The following is a 15,728-nucleotide window of genomic DNA, read 5'->3' on the forward strand; positions in this document are numbered from 1 at the left end:
TGAAGAACTTGTACCCAGTATATTTTTCATCATATTTTCTTCACAAAAACGTCAGAGTTCCAAAATAAAAAGCCAGTAAAGTTATCCATACTCTACTGGCTCTTTGAAGTTAAGGTTTAACTTAGCTGGTTTTCTCTAAGACCATGACTTTAAGATAATCACTTTCTGGATACTGTTCATTTGTTTTAAAATCTTCTGGCAATCCATACTCTTCAAGTAAATAGGCATCTACTTGTTCTTTGTCAAATGCTTCATTAATCATTTGATAGAAATCATCTCTACTTAATTTCCAAGTATTTGTTGAAGCAATTAATATACCGTTATCCGCTAAGATTTCTAATGCCTCTTGTACTAAGCCTACATAATCTTTTTCTACGCTGAAGGTACGTTTTTTTGTACGTGCAAAAGTGGGCGGATCTAAAATAATAATATCAAATTTCAAATCATGCTTTTTTGCGTAATCTAGATAATCAAAGACATCAATTATTCGAATCTCATGATCATCAGGATTTAGTCCATTAACTTTAAATTGTTCGATCGTTTTAGATTTACTTCGCTTTGCAGCATCAACGTTAACTGTCTTGATAGCCCCGCCCATAGCTGCGGCTACAGAAAATGCTCCGGTATAACTGAAAGTATTTAGAATCTTTTTACCAGTTCCCCATTCTTCCATGAGTTTGCGACGAACGTTTCTCTGATCTAAAAAAATCCCAGTCATCCAACCTTCATTGATATAAGTTGCATACTGAATACCGTTTTCTTTAATTAATAAAGGTTCAGGAGGCATTTCACCAGAAACATGTCGTGATTGGATATCTGCATTTTTAAAGCGTACTTTTTCAATTATTCCTTTAAAGTCAGGTATAGCAATCTTAAATGCTTGATAAATTTGTTCACGATGGCTATAAATTCCTTGATTAAACCATGAGAAAATGTAAAAACCATCGTAGTAATCAATTGTTATACCACCGATTCCATCACCAGATGCATTAAATAGACGAAACGCATTTGTAGAATCGTCTGCATAGTAAGCTGTTCTAGCATCACGTGCCATTCGGAAGTGTCGGTCATAGAAGTTAGAATCAATTGGTTCATCTTTATCAGTTGTAAGAACCCATCCTACTGTACGATCTTCTTCACCAAGATATCCTTTACCAATAAAGTTATTATTTTGATCAGTGATTTCAACAAACTCACCTTCTATTACATCGCCCATTGTTTTAAAATCATATTCTTCTAAAGCTTGATATCCTTTTTTTAGGCGATTAGCTGCTAGTGTTTTTACTTTTAATTTTCTCACTCTTCTACTCCTTTACTATCTTTATCGGATAGTTTATGGTGATTCTCATTATAACATAACTTTTGCTAATTTTATTACCCCATGTAAAAAGGTGAATGTCAGACTACTATTTGACATCCACCTTTTATTATCATTCAGTTGTTTCAGATGCATCCATTTCTTCTGAATTACTTGAATTGTCAGTATTTGAAGTTCCTTCTGAATCATCTTGATCATCTGGAGTATCTTCCGACAATTCTGGAGCGTCTGTTTCATATAAATCTGCTGTAGACTGTCCGCCATTCATTTCAATCAAGCTTGTACTTCTAAGCGGATCATTCTCTAATACTTCTAGCTGATCACTATAAATATAGTCATTGCGTTCAACATCACTAAATGATTCCGGGGTATAGAAGCGCAGCAAGTCCATCATCATTAAATCGTCTGATAATGATAACTCTCGTGTAGCTTCCACTTTTATTTCATTTAAATCAGCTAATTCTTCTTCAGATAAACTATCCTGGATTTCTTCGCCTGTATCATTATCATAAATACTTTGGCCAATAAACGAATAGTCATCTGTAACGACGTTTCCGTTTCGGAAAGGAATTGCATCATCATGCTCATCTGAAAGAATGTCTTGCCCCATAAATAGATAATCATCTGTTTCAAGTCCTAATAAATGCATTAAAGTTGGTAACATATCGACTTGTCCACTAACCTTATGAGATACTTCTCCATTTTCTGCACCTGGTACATGAATGATCATAGGTACTTTCTGCATTTGAGTATTCTCGAAGTCTCCCCACTCTTCTGGATCTTCACCCAGTAATGAAGCAAGATGAGGATTTCTCATATTAGAAATACCATAATGATCTCCATAAAGCACAATGATTGAGTTATCATATAGTCCTGATTCTTTTAAATAGTTAAAGAATTCTTCAATAGCCTGATCAGCATAATTCGCTGTAGCAAAATACTGATTAATTGTTTCATCATCTGTTTGAGCAGTAGGGAACCCAGCATTCTGCTCATCCAGTGGATAAGGGAAGTGGTTCGTTACAGTAATAAATTTAGAATAAAACGGTTGTGGTAACTGCTCTAGATATTGAACAGACTCATCAAAGAATAATTTATCTTTTAATCCGTATTCCATAGAGTTATCGCCAGATACATCATAAAAAGCTGAATCGAAGAAATAATCGTAACCGAACTGTTGGTAAGTGTCATTTCTGTTCCAGAAAGATCCAACATTGCCATGGAAAGCTGCAGAAGTATATCCAGCTTCCTGTTTAAGAATATTTGGTGCTGCATGGAATGTATTTGTGGAACCAAGTGTTTGGAATGCACTTCCTTGAGGCAATCCATATAAAGAATTTTCTCCCAATATTTCTGCATCAGAAGTTTTTCCTTGACCTACTTGATGATAGAAATTATCGAAGCTATAGGATGATTCATCATGAAATAAGCTGTTTACAAAGGGCATGACTTCATGCATTTCACCGTTTTCATCTTCTAATTCATAATCAATCAGAAACTGCTGAACACTCTCCATTGCTATGACAATTACGTTGCGTCCTTCAGCTTCCCCGAAATATTCAGGGTTCGGTGCCGCATGATTCTCTTCAGCAAAATCAACAATATCAACTAAATTAGATTCATCTGCACTAGCCCGGACATGATTGTTCTGAGCAGTCTGGAAAGCATCGTAAGCTGTAAAGAAGTTCAAACCAAGGTATTTCACAATATAGTTACGATCGAAAGTTCTAACTAATAACTGCGGTCTGTTACTTTCGGCAAGAGCTAAGTTACCTGCAAATAATGCGACTCCTAAAACGGTCGTTGCAACTGCATAGCGTTTTTTTAATGGACGATTATCCATTTTGATAGGTGATTTTTTCTTATATAGAATTGCAACGAGTAAAATGATGAAATCCATCCAATAGAAAATATCCCAAGGTCTCATCATAGCAGCTGTTGAAGAAACAACCGCTCCAGAAACATTATTTGATCCTAATAATATATTCATTGTAAGAAAATCACTAAATTCTCTATAAAACATAACGTTAAAATACAATATCATCGAAGCAATCGCCATTACAATAAATAGGGCAATATATGCTCGTTTAGTCTTTTTAAAGTAGAGTGCAATAGAGAACAGAATAACTGTAAATGCTATTGGATTGATCAGTAAGATAAAATGCTGGATTGCACCAGATACACCTAGGTTAAATTCTACCAAATAGACTAGGTAGGTCTTTAACCAAAACAAAATACTGGCTAATCCGAAAAATCCAATTCTTGTATTTAATAAATTTTTAACTTTAGACATGAATATGCCTCCTATTATTTCTGCAATACCTAAAACATCAGTATACTTTTTGTTGTTTAGTAACATTATTAATCTCTAGGACATTTTACATTAAATTTACATAGAAGGCAAATGTTGAAACCATGTAAATTCAAGTATTAAAATAATAAAGAAATCAAGCATTGATAAGGGAAAAAAGTCCACAAACCCTTATATTATTACTATAAGGGTTTGAAGACTTAAGATATTATTAAACTTTTAATTAATCTTCTGAATCTGGAAATTCAATTGTAAATTTTGTTCCATTTCCTGGTTCACTTTCTACTTCCAGCTTAGCTTTATGCATTTCCGCTAGCTGCTGAACAATTGATAATCCTAATCCTGATTCACCATACTTCGTATTGGTTCTTGAAATGTCTGCTTTATAATATCTGTCCCAGATATTTTTCATTTGGTCTTCAGTCATGCCTATTCCATTATCTTTAATAGTAATCTGAGTCCCTGTCTCTGTTTTCATACCACTTACCTCTATCAAACCGTTATCTGTAAACTGTATTGCATTTTTTATTAAATTCACTAGAATTTGTTTGAAACGATCATAGTCAGCATATACCGTTAGATTCTCTAATGAATCTATCTTGAGTGTATTATTAGAACTTTCTGCAATATTCGTCATCTGTTCCTTTATTTCATCTAGAATTTCAGAAACAGGAAGATTATGTTTAGTTAAAATAATTCGATTTGACCGAATATTTTCATAATCAAGATTCTCATTGACTAATCTGATCATTCTTTTTGTTTCTTTTCTCATTAACTGGATACTTCTCAATCGTTGAGATTCAGGAATAACATCATATTCTAGACCTTCCAGCAATCCGTTAATTGTAGTTAGTGGTGTGCGCATTTCATGAGCAGCATCTTGCATGAAAGTTTTTCGTCTTTCTTCTTGGCGCTCGACTTCCTGCCTTGACATATCCAAAGCATAGATCATTTTATTGAAATCTTGAGAAAGATTATCAATTTCATCTCTATCTTTATGTTCAAGACGAATATCATAATCTCCTTCAGCTACCATATGGGCCGCTTGTCTTAATCCATTTACACGTTTTACTTGATAACGGGCAAATACAAAACTCATTATAATCGCAATAATCGTGGAAATTAAAAATGCATTAAACAGATTTCTTTTCAAATCACTCATTTGTCTTTCTATCTGACTTACCGGTGCACTTACAGCTACAAATCCAGCATAGTCTCCCGCATTCGATGTGAAATATGGTAAATAAACATATGCTGTTTCTCTAGGATTCCCATAAAGATCTGCTTGTTCAGTCGTTAAAGAAACACGTTCTCCATCTCTTAATCGGTCTTCTTCTTCTGGAACAACCCTAGTTTCTACGTTTTCTGGTAAATTTGGGAAAACTAAATCACCACTGTCATCAAATACAAAAAATGTAACTCCTTGATTTCCCAGCAGAGATTGAAAATTAGATAATTGACTAGCTTTCAAATTTACATCTACTATTGATTCTGCATATGCAAACAATCTATTTTCAGTTCCTTTTATAGCAGTGTTCCGGGCAAACAAGACGATTGAAATGACTGATATCGTCAGCAGCATAATGATAACTGATAGAAACCCCAGCATTTGTTGATAAAAATAAGGAAACTTCATTTTTATTCTATAGCTCCTGTGTCATCAAATTTATAACCGACTCCCCACACAGTATGGATTACTTGTGGACCGTTTTGTACAAGTTTTTGTCTCAGTTTTTTAATATGTGCATCTACCGTTCTTTCATCACCGAAATATTCATAATCCCAGACCATTTGCAAAAGCTGTTCCCTGGAAAAAACTCTTCTAGGACTATTAGCCAAAGTATAAAGTAAATCAAATTCTTTAGGTGTTAATCCTTCTAAAGGAGTCTCATACAATAAAACTTCTCTTGTATTTCTATCTAACTTCAAATGTTCTGTTTCCACTTCATACAAACTATTTTCTGATTCTTCAGAATTGATTTGCGCATTTGCTCTTCTTTTAAGAGATTTGATACGCGCAACTAAAGTCAATGGACTAAACGGTTTTGTTACGTAATCATCTGCACCGATTTCTAACCCTATCACTTCGTCGCTTTCTGTATCTTTAGCAGTCAGCATAATAATCGGGATTTGAGTAGAATGTTTTCTGATTTCTTTACAAATAGTCATCCCATCCATTTCCGGAAGCATGATATCTAATACCACCAAATCATATTTATTCTGATTATCCAAGTAAGTTTCTAATCCTTTTTTACCATTATGAACAAAGGTCGCTTCCCATTCTTCTTTCAAAAAAAACATTTCAATCATTTCACATACGGACTCATTATCTTCAATCATCAAAATATCCATGCGTATCCTTCTTTCATTAATATCTCTTTATAAGCTTCATTCTACATTATACAACGAATATTTGAAAATTTTGTGTGGTTTTTTGTCTGCAAAGAAAGAAATAAGATAAAATAATGAAAATATAAAGAAGATAAACGCTTATACATTTAAAATAAAAAAAGCTCGCTAAAGTATCTAGCGAACTTTTCTAACACTTAGTTATTTTGGACGATTTTTATTTTTTTGGCTGCAGAAAGCGAACTTCATTAACAAAAACTTCAACTACATAGACTGTTTCTGACTCATTACTCTGATAAGTTCTTGATTGGATTTTCCCAGTCAATCCTATCAAATCCCCTTTATTACAGTATTCCTCGATTAGTTCAGCTCTTTTGCCCCACACTACAAATGGTATAAAATCTGCTTCTGTTCCGTGATCAGTACGATAATTTCTCTGGACTGCCAAGACATTATTCAAAACAATTTTTCCGTCTCCTACATCCCGCAACTCAATTTCTCGAACAATTCTTCCTACCAATGCAACTTGATTCATCCGTTTTCCTCCTAATGTACTCGTCTTTTTGACAGATCTGTTCTTTAAACAGCTCTATTACATAAACTGTGCATTTATAGGAAAAACCACGAAAAAAAGATGAGTAGAGATTACTCTACTCATCTTTTAATGTTTTAGAAGTGGATATTACATAAAGAAGTCTAAAATATGTTGCCACAATTCAGGTTCAAATACATCCATTGGACTACCGCCATCACCAATAACTCCATACCCCAGCATAACTCCTCCGATAAAGGCTACGGCAATCACTAAGATTACTAAAAATATTTTCAATAGATAAATTCCAGTCTTCTTCAAAATATATTTCCAATTCACGAAATACACACCTCTAAACATTTCAATTTTATTTTCAGATTATTTCTTTTGATCTTATATTTTATCCAGATCACTATATTATTTACGTTTTTTTAAGCTTTCAAGTAAAATTCCTGTACCTAATGCAACAGAATCTAATGGGCTCTCAGCTTTAAAGACAGGTACTTTTAGTTCTTCTGCAAACAGCAGATCGATTCCGTCGAGCAAAGCCCCTCCGCCTGTTAGAATTATACCACGATCAATAATATCGGCTGATAGTTCTGGTGGTGTTTTTTCTAATACTTCTTTTGCTTTCTCCACTACAACCACCATTGATTCACGAGTTGCTTCCATTACTTCGAGAGAAGAAATAGATACAGTGCGAGGCAAACCGGAAACTACATCTCTTCCTCTGACATCCATTGAGTCATTGCGACCATGATCAAAAATCACACCTATTTCTTTCTTTACAGCTTCTGCTGTGCGCTCTCCGATCAATAAATTATGCTTTTTCTTCAAGTAGACAATGATATCGTTATCTAATGTATCCCCGGCAATTTTTACAGATCGGCTTGTCACAATACCGCCCATAGATAGAACTGCTATATCGCTTGTTCCGCCTCCAATATCAATCACCATATTTCCGCTTGGTTGAAAAATATCCATTCCTGCTCCAATAGCAGCAACTTTCGGCTCTTCTTCCAGATAGATATTTTTTCCGCCACTCTTTTCAGCAACTTCAATTATAGCTTTTTGCTCAATAGCCGTAATATTTGTAGGACAACAAATTAAGATATTGGGTTTCGATAAAAACCCTTTAACGTTCAGTTTATTGATAAAATAAGTAAGCATTGCTTCTGTTATGTCAAAATCAGCTATAACCCCGCCTTGAAGCGGACGAATTGCTTGTATATTCCCCGGTGTTCTTCCTACCATTAAATACGCTTCTTCACCTACTGCTAGGACTTCCTTAGTTTTAGTATCTAATGCCACAACTGAAGGTTCATTTAGCACTATACCTTTGCCTTTAACGTGTACTAATACGTTTGCAGTTCCTAAATCGATTCCAATATCTCTTGCCATAATTGTTCTCCTCTCAAGTCTTTCAGCGATTCTGCAAGATTACTTAAAAGACTACTAGCTGATTTATAATTTCTGATATGTGCTTTCTAAAGTTCTCACTCTTCCTATCATACTCAAGATTCTACTAAAGAGCAAGATTAAAAACAGTCCAAATTAAATAAAATCCTTACAAATGCAAAAAAGGAGAAAACCATAAGATCAACTTATATGATGATCTTTCTGGTTCAGCTCCTTATTTGCTTTCAAATAAAATTTATTCTGCTACTATAGCATCTGTTGTTTTAGAAGTAACCTCTTCCGATACTCTTTCAATATCAGCACCTAATTGTTTTAGTTTTTCGTGGAATTTATAATATCCGCGATCTAAGTGATTTAAGTTAGTTACGCGAGTATAACCTTTAGATACAAGTCCTGCTATGATCAATGCAGCAGAAGCTCTTAAATCGCTTGATGCAACTTCAGCTCCTTGTAATTGTGTACCACCAGATATCATAAGACTTTGTCCATCAACTTTAAATTCTGCATTCATTTTACGTAATTCTTCCATATGCATGAATCGATTTTCAAATACAGTCTCACGCATAACGCTTGTTCCTTTTGCATTAAGTTGAGCAATCGTCATCTGAGCTTGCATATCTGTTGGGAATCCTGGATGTGGCATAGTTTTTACATCTGTAGGAAGTAATTGAGCCGGTCCAAGCACACGTAAGCCTTCTTGTTCTTCTTCAAACATTACACCCATTTCTTTCAACTTGGAAATCAGTGGTTTATTATGTTCTGAAACAGCATTTTTAATCAGCACATTCCCTTTAGTTACTGCAGCAGCAACCATAAAGGTTCCACTCTCGATACGATCAGGAATAATCATGTGATCTGTCCCAGTTAGTTCTTTGACTCCTTCGATACGGATAGATTCAGTCCCTGCACCGACTACTTTTGCACCCATACGGTTCAAGAAATTTGCTAAGTCAACAATTTCTGGTTCTCTTGCAACGTTTTCGATTGTTGTTGTTCCTTCAGCGAGTGTGGCAGCCATCATAATATTCTGAGTAGCGCCGACACTTGGGAAATCAAGATAGATATGGGCCCCTTTTAATTTTTCAGCAGAGGCTTCTATATATCCATTTCTGATATGTACCTCTACGCCCATCGCTTCGAATCCTTTTAAATGAAGATCGATTGGACGAGTTCCAATTGCACAACCACCTGGCAAAGCTACTTTTGCATATGAATTACGTGCTAATAGCGGCCCCATTACAACAATTGATGCCCGCATTTTGCTCATATATTCAAAAGGTGTTTCTTCATTCAATTCACTTGTTGCATCTAATGTCATTTCTTTATTTTTTTCATCAAAAGATATGTCTACATTTAAGTAATTCAATACTTCTTTCATTGTATAAATATCTGATAATAACGGTACATTTGATAAATGGTTTTTTCCTTTGCTCGCTAGAATCGTCGCAGCTAAAATTGGTAATGCTGCATTTTTTGCGCCTTCTACTTCAACAGTTCCATTTAAAGTTTGTCCGCCGTTCACAATGATCTTGTCCATACTATGCCCTCCAAGGTAATACTCATCCTATTATTTAATCTTTTTCAGTTTAATCGTACAATTTTTTTATCATATAAAAAATCATTATTTAAATACTTTACAAGTTATAAAATATATAGTGCTTGCTTAAAAATAAACAGATATATTTTATCTATTTAATTTAAGTTTTAAGATTAGATGAACAAAAAAGTTCATAATAACCTGTCATATTATATCAGAAAGCAACCCTTTTATAAACTATTACCTCTCAAGGCCCTATGACATTTTTGTGAACTTCAACTCTATTTTCTATAAAGCCTATACTATCAGTTAAATAATTGAACTAAATTTTGTGACGATAATATAAAATCTATAAAAAAACTGCTAACAGTGTAGCCAATTGCAATAGAAAGTAACATATACAATACTCTAGCTTGTTGTATATGATATTTTTTTATCCAACTATCTGTTTTCAGTCCCTGTAGTGCCCAAAAGGTAATCAAGATAAAAGTTATGTGGGATATAATAGTAATCAAAGATTGTAACCCTATAAAAGTCATATTCCCAATCCTTCCATAATAATTTTAGCATATCGGACTTATGAATTCATTTTTAACGCTTATTAAAAGTAATCAAAATAGAAGAGCATATTAGAAAACCTCAATCCAGTTTATTGGATCGAGGATTTCAGTATGGTTTTATAATGTTCCGAACAGTCTGTCACCTGCGTCACCAAGACCAGGTAAAATATATCCATTTTCATTTAATTTATCATCTAAAGAAGCAGAATAGATATCTACATCTGGATGAGCATCTTGTAAAACTTTGACGCCTTCTGGAGCAGCAACTAGACACACAAATTTGATGTTAGTTGCGCCTCTTTTTTTGAGTGCATCAATAGCTGCTACTGCAGATCCACCTGTCGCAAGCATCGGGTCTACAACCAGCAATTGGCGGTCAGGCAAATCCGAAGGAAGCTTGATAAAATATTCTACTGGTTCCATCGTCTCATGATCACGATACATTCCAACATGTCCAACTTTTGCTGCTGGTATTAAATCCAGCATTCCATCTACCATGCCCAGTCCTGCACGCAAAATCGGAACAATTACAACTTTTTTCCCAGACAATTGTTTTTGTGTAGATTTAATTAGTGGTGTTTCAATTTCTACGTCTTCTACAGGCATTTCACGAGAAACTTCATAAGCTAATAACCTAGCAATTTCATTTACAACTTCTCTGAAATACTTTGTCCCAGTTCTTTTATCTCTGATGATTGTAAGCTTATGTTGAATAAGTGGATGATTGATAACTTGAAATTTACCCATTTAAACGACTCCCTCTTTTTGGATTTATAGTGATCTCAATAAATTGATTGACTTGCCTGATTTCCTCTCATTATTGTACAGAAAGATTTGATCGTTTTCCATCTTATTTATCAAATTTAATGAATTTCAAATGACTTTGTTACCAGCTGCCTTTTCTAAACGATTCATATAAGCTTCTCCGATTCCTATTCTGCTATACGACTCTGCTAAAATAACCGTTGCTTTCGTTTCTTCAAAATATCTCAATCCTTTGAATAACCGTTTTGAAGCTGATGCTGTGTCCCGCTTCTTACCTAACGAGAATGAACAATTATGTGCTGGCTTGAATTCTTTAATAATCTCTTCAGAAGCTAGTAACCCTATCACTTCGCCTTTGTTTTCATAATAGCGGATAGCTTTTTCCCAGCCGATTCCATTTTCCGCAACAATGACAACTGGTTCTGAAGGAGAATAATGAGTATATTTCATCCCCGGGGCCATTGGTACATCAGTCTGATTTGAAAGTTCTGGCTTAAACATAACGGGACCAATTACAGCTTCTAGTTCCTCTTTAGATATTCCTCCCGGTCTAAGAATCACTGGTTTACTTGAATCAGATAAATCTAAAACTGTTGATTCTAAACCAATACCAGTTTCACCGCCATCAATAATACCTGCTATTTTTCCATTTAAATCATGGTAAACATGCTCTGCTGAGGTCGGACTAGGTCTACCCGAAGAATTTGCACTAGGAGCTGCCAGAGGTATGCCACTTATTTCAATTAACTTTAACGCAATTGGATGATCTGGCATTCTTATTCCGACCGTATCCAACCCGGCAGTAACCGTTTCTGCTAAAGGGCCTTTTTTTCTTAAAACAATCGTGCATGGACCAGGCCAGAATTTTTCCATAACTATTCTGGCCTTTTCTGAGATATCTTGTGCATATTCACTGACTTGTGCGAGATTTGCAATGTGAATAATCAGAGGATTGTCGCTTGGTCTTCCTTTTGCTGCATATATTTTCTTAACTGCTGCATCATTAGTCGCGTCTGCTCCAAGACCGTACACAGTCTCAGTAGGGAATGAAACTACCTCTCCTCTTATTAGTAATTCAGCTGCTTTATAAATTTCCTCTTCTTTCATCCATACAGTATCCATTGTTTCACTCCAATCTAATTCCTGCTCATACTTTCAAGTCATCACAAATACGACACGGTCTTGTCCTGCCATATCCTGCCATATATCAATTTCAGCTTCGGGAAAAGCTTTTTCAAATAGGTTATAGACACTTTCACCTTGAAGATACCCAATCTCCAGAATGATTTTTCCTTTTGGTTTCAGTAATAACGGTAATTCTTCAGCGAGTCTTCGATAAATCTCTAATCCATCTTCTCTAGCAAACAACGCTACTGATGGTTCATGATCTAATACCGACTGATCCATCACAGATTTCTCATTAATAGAAATATAAGGTGGGTTAGAAATGATTAGGTCAAACGATTGATCTTTTACTGCCTGAGTTAAATCACTTTTATAAAATTCAACATCAGCTCCAAGTGTTGCAGCATTATCTTCAGCAATTTCTAAAGCATCACTACTGATGTCGACTGCCACTACCTGATCATCTTGCCTTTCCAGCTTATGTGAGATTGCAAGCACTCCACTTCCTGTGCCAATATCCAATACTTTAAATGGTTGATTGGGTAATTTTTTGATATATCGATCAAACCATTCCTCTGTTTCAGGTCTAGGAATAAGTGTATTTGAGCTCACATTGAATTTTCTGTCATAAAACCACTCATGTCCAACAATATACTGCAGGGGCAATCCTTCTATAAATGATTGCACATCTGATAAAAACATCTCTTTAACTGCTTTGGACATAGGCTCTGAGTAACGTCTAATCAATTGAGTTTTACTTAAATCATTTCGTTCTCTAAGTAGCCATTCAGCTGCAAAGCCTTCTTTACCTCGACTCTTTAAAAAAGAAGAAGCCCCCGCCAGGACTTCTCTAAATGTCTCTTTCTCATACAATTCTTCAAACTTCATTTTAGTACTCATCTTGAAGTTGTTCCATTTTCTGAGCTTGTTCCCAGAATACCAGCGCATCAATAATTTCATCCATTTTTCCCGCTAATATCTGATCAAGTTTCTGAATTGTCAAATTGATACGATGATCCGTCACACGGCTTTGCGGGAAATTATAAGTGCGAATTCTTTCAGAACGATCTCCAGTACCAACTGCGGACTTACGTTCAGCATCAACTTCAGCCTGAGCTTCCTGAGTAATCTTATCATATATACGAGATTTCAAAACTTTCATTGCTTTCTCGCGGTTTTTTAACTGTGAACGTTCATCTTGCATAGCCACAACTATCCCAGTTGGCTCATGGGTCAATCTCACAGCTGATGCAGTTTTGTTTACATGCTGCCCGCCCGCTCCACTTGCGTGATAAATATCGATACGAATATCATTTTCAGCAATATCAATTTCTACATCTTCAGCTTCCGGCATTACTACCACTGTAGCAGTGGATGTATGAATACGTCCCTGAGATTCAGTCTGTGGTACACGCTGTACTCGATGAGCTCCATTCTCAAATTTGAGTTTAGAATAAACGTTCTGTCCAGTAATCATTAATGTTACTTCTTTATATCCGCCTAATCCATTGGAATTTGCATCTAGTATCTCCGTTTTCCATCCCTGCGAATCAGCGTAGCGCTGATACATTTCAAGTAGATCCGCAGCAAATAACTGTGCCTCATCCCCACCTGCTGCACCACGAATCTCCATGATAATATTTCGTTTATCATTTTCATCTTTGGGTAAGAGTAGAATTTTTAATTCATCTTCTAGTTTAGCTTTTTCAGTAAGCAGTTCTTCTCGCTCTTCCCTAGCCATTTCTTCCATATCCGCTTCTAAAGTCTCTTGAAGCAGCTCCTCTGTTTCTTTAATCCCTTCGTTCACTTCTTTGTACTTACGATAGATTCCAACGGTTTCTCTAAGTTCACCTTCTTCTTTACTTAATTTCATAAATCGGTCAGTATCATTAATAACAGCAGGGTCACTTAGTAACTCGTTTAACTCATCATATCGATTATCCACTTGTTCTAATCGGTCAAACATACTCATTTATTTTCGCCTCTTTCTAAAGCACTTTTTCTCATTGAGTCATAGTAGTGTTTCCGACAGACTGGATAATAGTCTTCGTTACCACCCACCATGATCTGATCTCCTGTGTAGACAGGTTTGCCATTATGCATTCTCATGTTCATAGTTGCCTTTTTATGACAGAACCAGCAGATCGTTTTCATTTCTTCAATCTTATCAGCTAGTAACAATAAATATTTTGATCCCTCGAATAATTCATTCATGAAATCATTCTTCAACCCAAAAGCCATTACCGGTATACCTAGTTGGTCTACAATTTCTGCCAATTGTAATACATGATCTTTTCTTAAGAACTGTGATTCATCTATCAATACACAGTCGGGATGCTGATCCATTTTTTTTACAATTTCATATATATTCATTTCATCATCAATCGGTATAGCTTCACGTTTGAGTCCAATCCGACTAGAAATTTGTCCAACTGTATCTCGATCATCGATTGCACTTGTAAATAGAAGGACTGACTTATTCTGTTCCTCATAATTGTGTGCTACTTTTAAAATTTCAATAGATTTTCCACTATTCATTGCTCCATATCTAAAATACAGTTGAGCCACTTTATTATCCTACTTTCATTGTATTGTTGATTACCGTAAACACTTGCTTATAATAAACATGGTTATCCTTATAAATTATATGATAAGACTAGAGAAAGTACAAGGGAATGTATTAGTAAGACAAATAAATTACCAGGTTATCATCTCCATAATTAGTTCCATAAAAGTTTCTTGCAAATATATAGTTAGAATGTATTTTATAATAATTGTCTTCTTAAAACGAAATTATTTACTTTGAAATATGTTAAACTATAAGTACAAAAGTGTAAGGAGACTGATTATGACGCAACCATTATTTTTAAAAGGTGTAATGCAGGAAAAAATCTGGGGTGGAACCAATTTGCGTGATTTTTTTGGTTACGACATTCCAAGCGAACATACTGGGGAGCTTTGGGCAATAAGTGCTCATAAAAATGGTCCAGCAGTTGTAGAATCTGGAAAGTATGCCGGAAAAACATTAACTGAATTATGGGATCAGCACAGAGAGCTATTTGGAAATCAAAAAGGTGACGTTTTCCCTTTATTAACGAAAATATTAGATGCTAAAACCGAATTATCGGTTCAGGTTCATCCAGATGATGCTTATGGACTTAAACACGAAGGAGAACTGGGCAAGACTGAATGCTGGTACGTAATTGATGCCGACAAAGATGCTCAGATCGTATTTGGACATCAAGCTAAAACTCGTGAAGAATTCATAGATATGGTCGAGCAAGAAAAATGGGAAGATTTACTACGATATGTAACTGTTAAACCTGGCGACTTTTTCTACGTTCCTAGCGGTACGATCCATGCAATTGGTGGAGGAATCACTATTTTAGAAACACAACAATCCAGCGATACAACATATAGAGTCTACGACTATGATAGAAAAGATGATGAAGGAAATACAAGACCATTGCATATCAAACAATCAGTTGATGTGACAACTATTCCACATGTAGATCCGGATCTTTCTCAAACCACGGCAGAGCAAAAAGGTGCCCTGATTACTACACTAGTTGAAAATGAGTTTTTTACTGTTCAAGACTGGAAAATTTCTGGAGAATCTACTTTTAAATCATCTGGCTTATACACATTAGTTAGTGTTTTGGATGGTATGGGTACGCTAACTGTAGATTCTGAAACTTATACACTTAAAAAAGGGACACATTTTATCTTGCCTAACGGAATAGACAGTTGGACTTTCAACGGTGACTTTCATATTATCTCGTCAATTCCTGGTAAGGCTATTTAATCCAATA

15 protein-coding genes are annotated in these 15,728 nt (G+C 35.3%); 1 reads left to right on the forward strand and 14 read right to left on the reverse strand.

The annotated features are described in order from the left end of the window. Window positions 1-121: 121 nt before the first annotated feature. The 14 genes from BM212_RS02550 to BM212_RS02615 form a co-directional block, all read right to left on the reverse strand. On the reverse strand, window positions 122-1,300 hold the full coding sequence (locus BM212_RS02550) for a class I SAM-dependent rRNA methyltransferase (protein ID WP_091896017.1): 1,179 nt from the start codon (window positions 1,298-1,300) through the stop codon (window positions 122-124). 130 nt (window positions 1,301-1,430) lie between these two features. Then, complete coding sequence (locus BM212_RS02555) at window positions 1,431-3,611, reverse strand: LTA synthase family protein (RefSeq protein ID WP_177206279.1); 2,181 nt, start codon at window positions 3,609-3,611, stop codon at window positions 1,431-1,433. 241 nt (window positions 3,612-3,852) lie between these two features. Next, the gene (locus BM212_RS02560; RefSeq protein WP_072694306.1) at window positions 3,853-5,265 is read right to left on the reverse strand and encodes a sensor histidine kinase; all 1,413 of its coding nucleotides are present in this window, start codon (window positions 5,263-5,265) and stop codon (window positions 3,853-3,855) included. Window positions 5,266-5,267: 2 nt separating this feature from the next. Next, complete coding sequence (locus BM212_RS02565; protein ID WP_072694305.1) at window positions 5,268-5,981, reverse strand: response regulator transcription factor; 714 nt, start codon at window positions 5,979-5,981, stop codon at window positions 5,268-5,270. A 214-nt stretch (window positions 5,982-6,195) separates the two neighbouring features. Further along, window positions 6,196-6,513, reverse strand: coding sequence for a single-stranded DNA-binding protein (locus BM212_RS02570; RefSeq protein ID WP_072694304.1), 318 nt, complete (start codon window positions 6,511-6,513; stop codon window positions 6,196-6,198). Window positions 6,514-6,660: 147 nt separating this feature from the next. Beyond that, on the reverse strand, window positions 6,661-6,849 hold the full coding sequence (locus BM212_RS02575) for a DNA-directed RNA polymerase subunit beta (protein ID WP_232226936.1): 189 nt from the start codon (window positions 6,847-6,849) through the stop codon (window positions 6,661-6,663). Window positions 6,850-6,927: 78 nt separating this feature from the next. Next, window positions 6,928-7,911 carry a rod shape-determining protein MreB gene (gene mreB, locus BM212_RS02580; protein ID WP_083540495.1) on the reverse strand — a complete coding sequence of 328 codons (984 nt, stop codon included), beginning with the start codon at window positions 7,909-7,911 and terminating at the stop codon, window positions 6,928-6,930. Window positions 7,912-8,164: 253 nt separating this feature from the next. Then, window positions 8,165-9,466: a UDP-N-acetylglucosamine 1-carboxyvinyltransferase gene (gene murA / locus BM212_RS02585; protein ID WP_072694301.1), complete on the reverse strand. Its 1,302-nt coding sequence runs from the start codon at window positions 9,464-9,466 to the stop codon at window positions 8,165-8,167. A 305-nt stretch (window positions 9,467-9,771) separates the two neighbouring features. Continuing rightward, window positions 9,772-10,005: a DUF1146 family protein gene (locus tag BM212_RS02590; protein WP_072694300.1), complete on the reverse strand. Its 234-nt coding sequence runs from the start codon at window positions 10,003-10,005 to the stop codon at window positions 9,772-9,774. A gap of 138 nt (window positions 10,006-10,143) precedes the next feature. Further along, window positions 10,144-10,773, reverse strand: a complete 630-nt coding sequence (gene upp / locus BM212_RS02595; RefSeq protein WP_072694299.1) for a uracil phosphoribosyltransferase — start codon at window positions 10,771-10,773, stop codon at window positions 10,144-10,146. Between the two features lie 126 nt (window positions 10,774-10,899). After that, window positions 10,900-11,913, reverse strand: a complete 1,014-nt coding sequence (locus BM212_RS02600) for an L-threonylcarbamoyladenylate synthase (protein ID WP_091896020.1) — start codon at window positions 11,911-11,913, stop codon at window positions 10,900-10,902. 33 nt (window positions 11,914-11,946) lie between these two features. Continuing rightward, window positions 11,947-12,816 carry a peptide chain release factor N(5)-glutamine methyltransferase gene (prmC, locus tag BM212_RS02605; RefSeq protein WP_245750919.1) on the reverse strand — a complete coding sequence of 290 codons (870 nt, stop codon included), beginning with the start codon at window positions 12,814-12,816 and terminating at the stop codon, window positions 11,947-11,949. Then, entirely contained in the window at window positions 12,806-13,882 is a 1,077-nt protein-coding gene (prfA, locus tag BM212_RS02610) for a peptide chain release factor 1 (protein ID WP_072696027.1), read from the reverse strand. The genes prmC and prfA overlap by 11 nt, the downstream gene beginning before the upstream one ends. A gap of 2 nt (window positions 13,883-13,884) precedes the next feature. After that, the gene (locus BM212_RS02615; RefSeq protein WP_091896023.1) at window positions 13,885-14,484 is read right to left on the reverse strand and encodes a thymidine kinase; all 600 of its coding nucleotides are present in this window, start codon (window positions 14,482-14,484) and stop codon (window positions 13,885-13,887) included. A 280-nt stretch (window positions 14,485-14,764) separates the two neighbouring features. Here BM212_RS02615 and manA point away from each other — a divergent pair, with 280 nt between their 5' ends. Next, window positions 14,765-15,721 (forward strand): mannose-6-phosphate isomerase, class I, encoded by a 957-nt coding sequence (manA, locus tag BM212_RS02620; RefSeq protein ID WP_072694295.1) that lies wholly within the window; start codon window positions 14,765-14,767, stop codon window positions 15,719-15,721. The last annotated feature ends 7 nt before the right edge of the window (window positions 15,722-15,728 follow it).

The organism is Marinilactibacillus piezotolerans, assembly GCF_900114235.1.
GTDB lineage: Bacteria > Bacillota > Bacilli > Lactobacillales > Carnobacteriaceae_A > Marinilactibacillus > Marinilactibacillus piezotolerans.

Excerpts from the sequence above, each read along its gene's own strand:
- BM212_RS02555 (WP_177206279.1), bottom strand. The coding sequence starts at position 3,611 with ATGTCTAAAGTTAAAAATTTATTAAATACAAGAATTGGATTTTTCGGA.
- BM212_RS02560 (WP_072694306.1), bottom strand. The coding sequence starts at position 5,265 with ATGAAGTTTCCTTATTTTTATCAACAAATGCTGGGGTTTCTATCAGTT.
- BM212_RS02565 (WP_072694305.1), bottom strand. The coding sequence starts at position 5,981 with ATGGATATTTTGATGATTGAAGATAATGAGTCCGTATGTGAAATGATT.
- BM212_RS02570 (WP_072694304.1), bottom strand. The coding sequence starts at position 6,513 with ATGAATCAAGTTGCATTGGTAGGAAGAATTGTTCGAGAAATTGAGTTG.
- mreB (WP_083540495.1), bottom strand. The coding sequence starts at position 7,911 with ATGGCAAGAGATATTGGAATCGATTTAGGAACTGCAAACGTATTAGTA.
- murA (WP_072694301.1), bottom strand. The coding sequence starts at position 9,466 with ATGGACAAGATCATTGTGAACGGCGGACAAACTTTAAATGGAACTGTT.
- BM212_RS02590 (WP_072694300.1), bottom strand. The coding sequence starts at position 10,005 with ATGACTTTTATAGGGTTACAATCTTTGATTACTATTATATCCCACATA.
- upp (WP_072694299.1), bottom strand. The coding sequence starts at position 10,773 with ATGGGTAAATTTCAAGTTATCAATCATCCACTTATTCAACATAAGCTT.
- BM212_RS02600 (WP_091896020.1), bottom strand. The coding sequence starts at position 11,913 with ATGGATACTGTATGGATGAAAGAAGAGGAAATTTATAAAGCAGCTGAA.
- prmC (WP_245750919.1), bottom strand. The coding sequence starts at position 12,816 with ATGAGTACTAAAATGAAGTTTGAAGAATTGTATGAGAAAGAGACATTT.
- prfA (WP_072696027.1), bottom strand. The coding sequence starts at position 13,882 with ATGTTTGACCGATTAGAACAAGTGGATAATCGATATGATGAGTTAAAC.
- manA (WP_072694295.1), top strand. The coding sequence starts at position 14,765 with ATGACGCAACCATTATTTTTAAAAGGTGTAATGCAGGAAAAAATCTGG.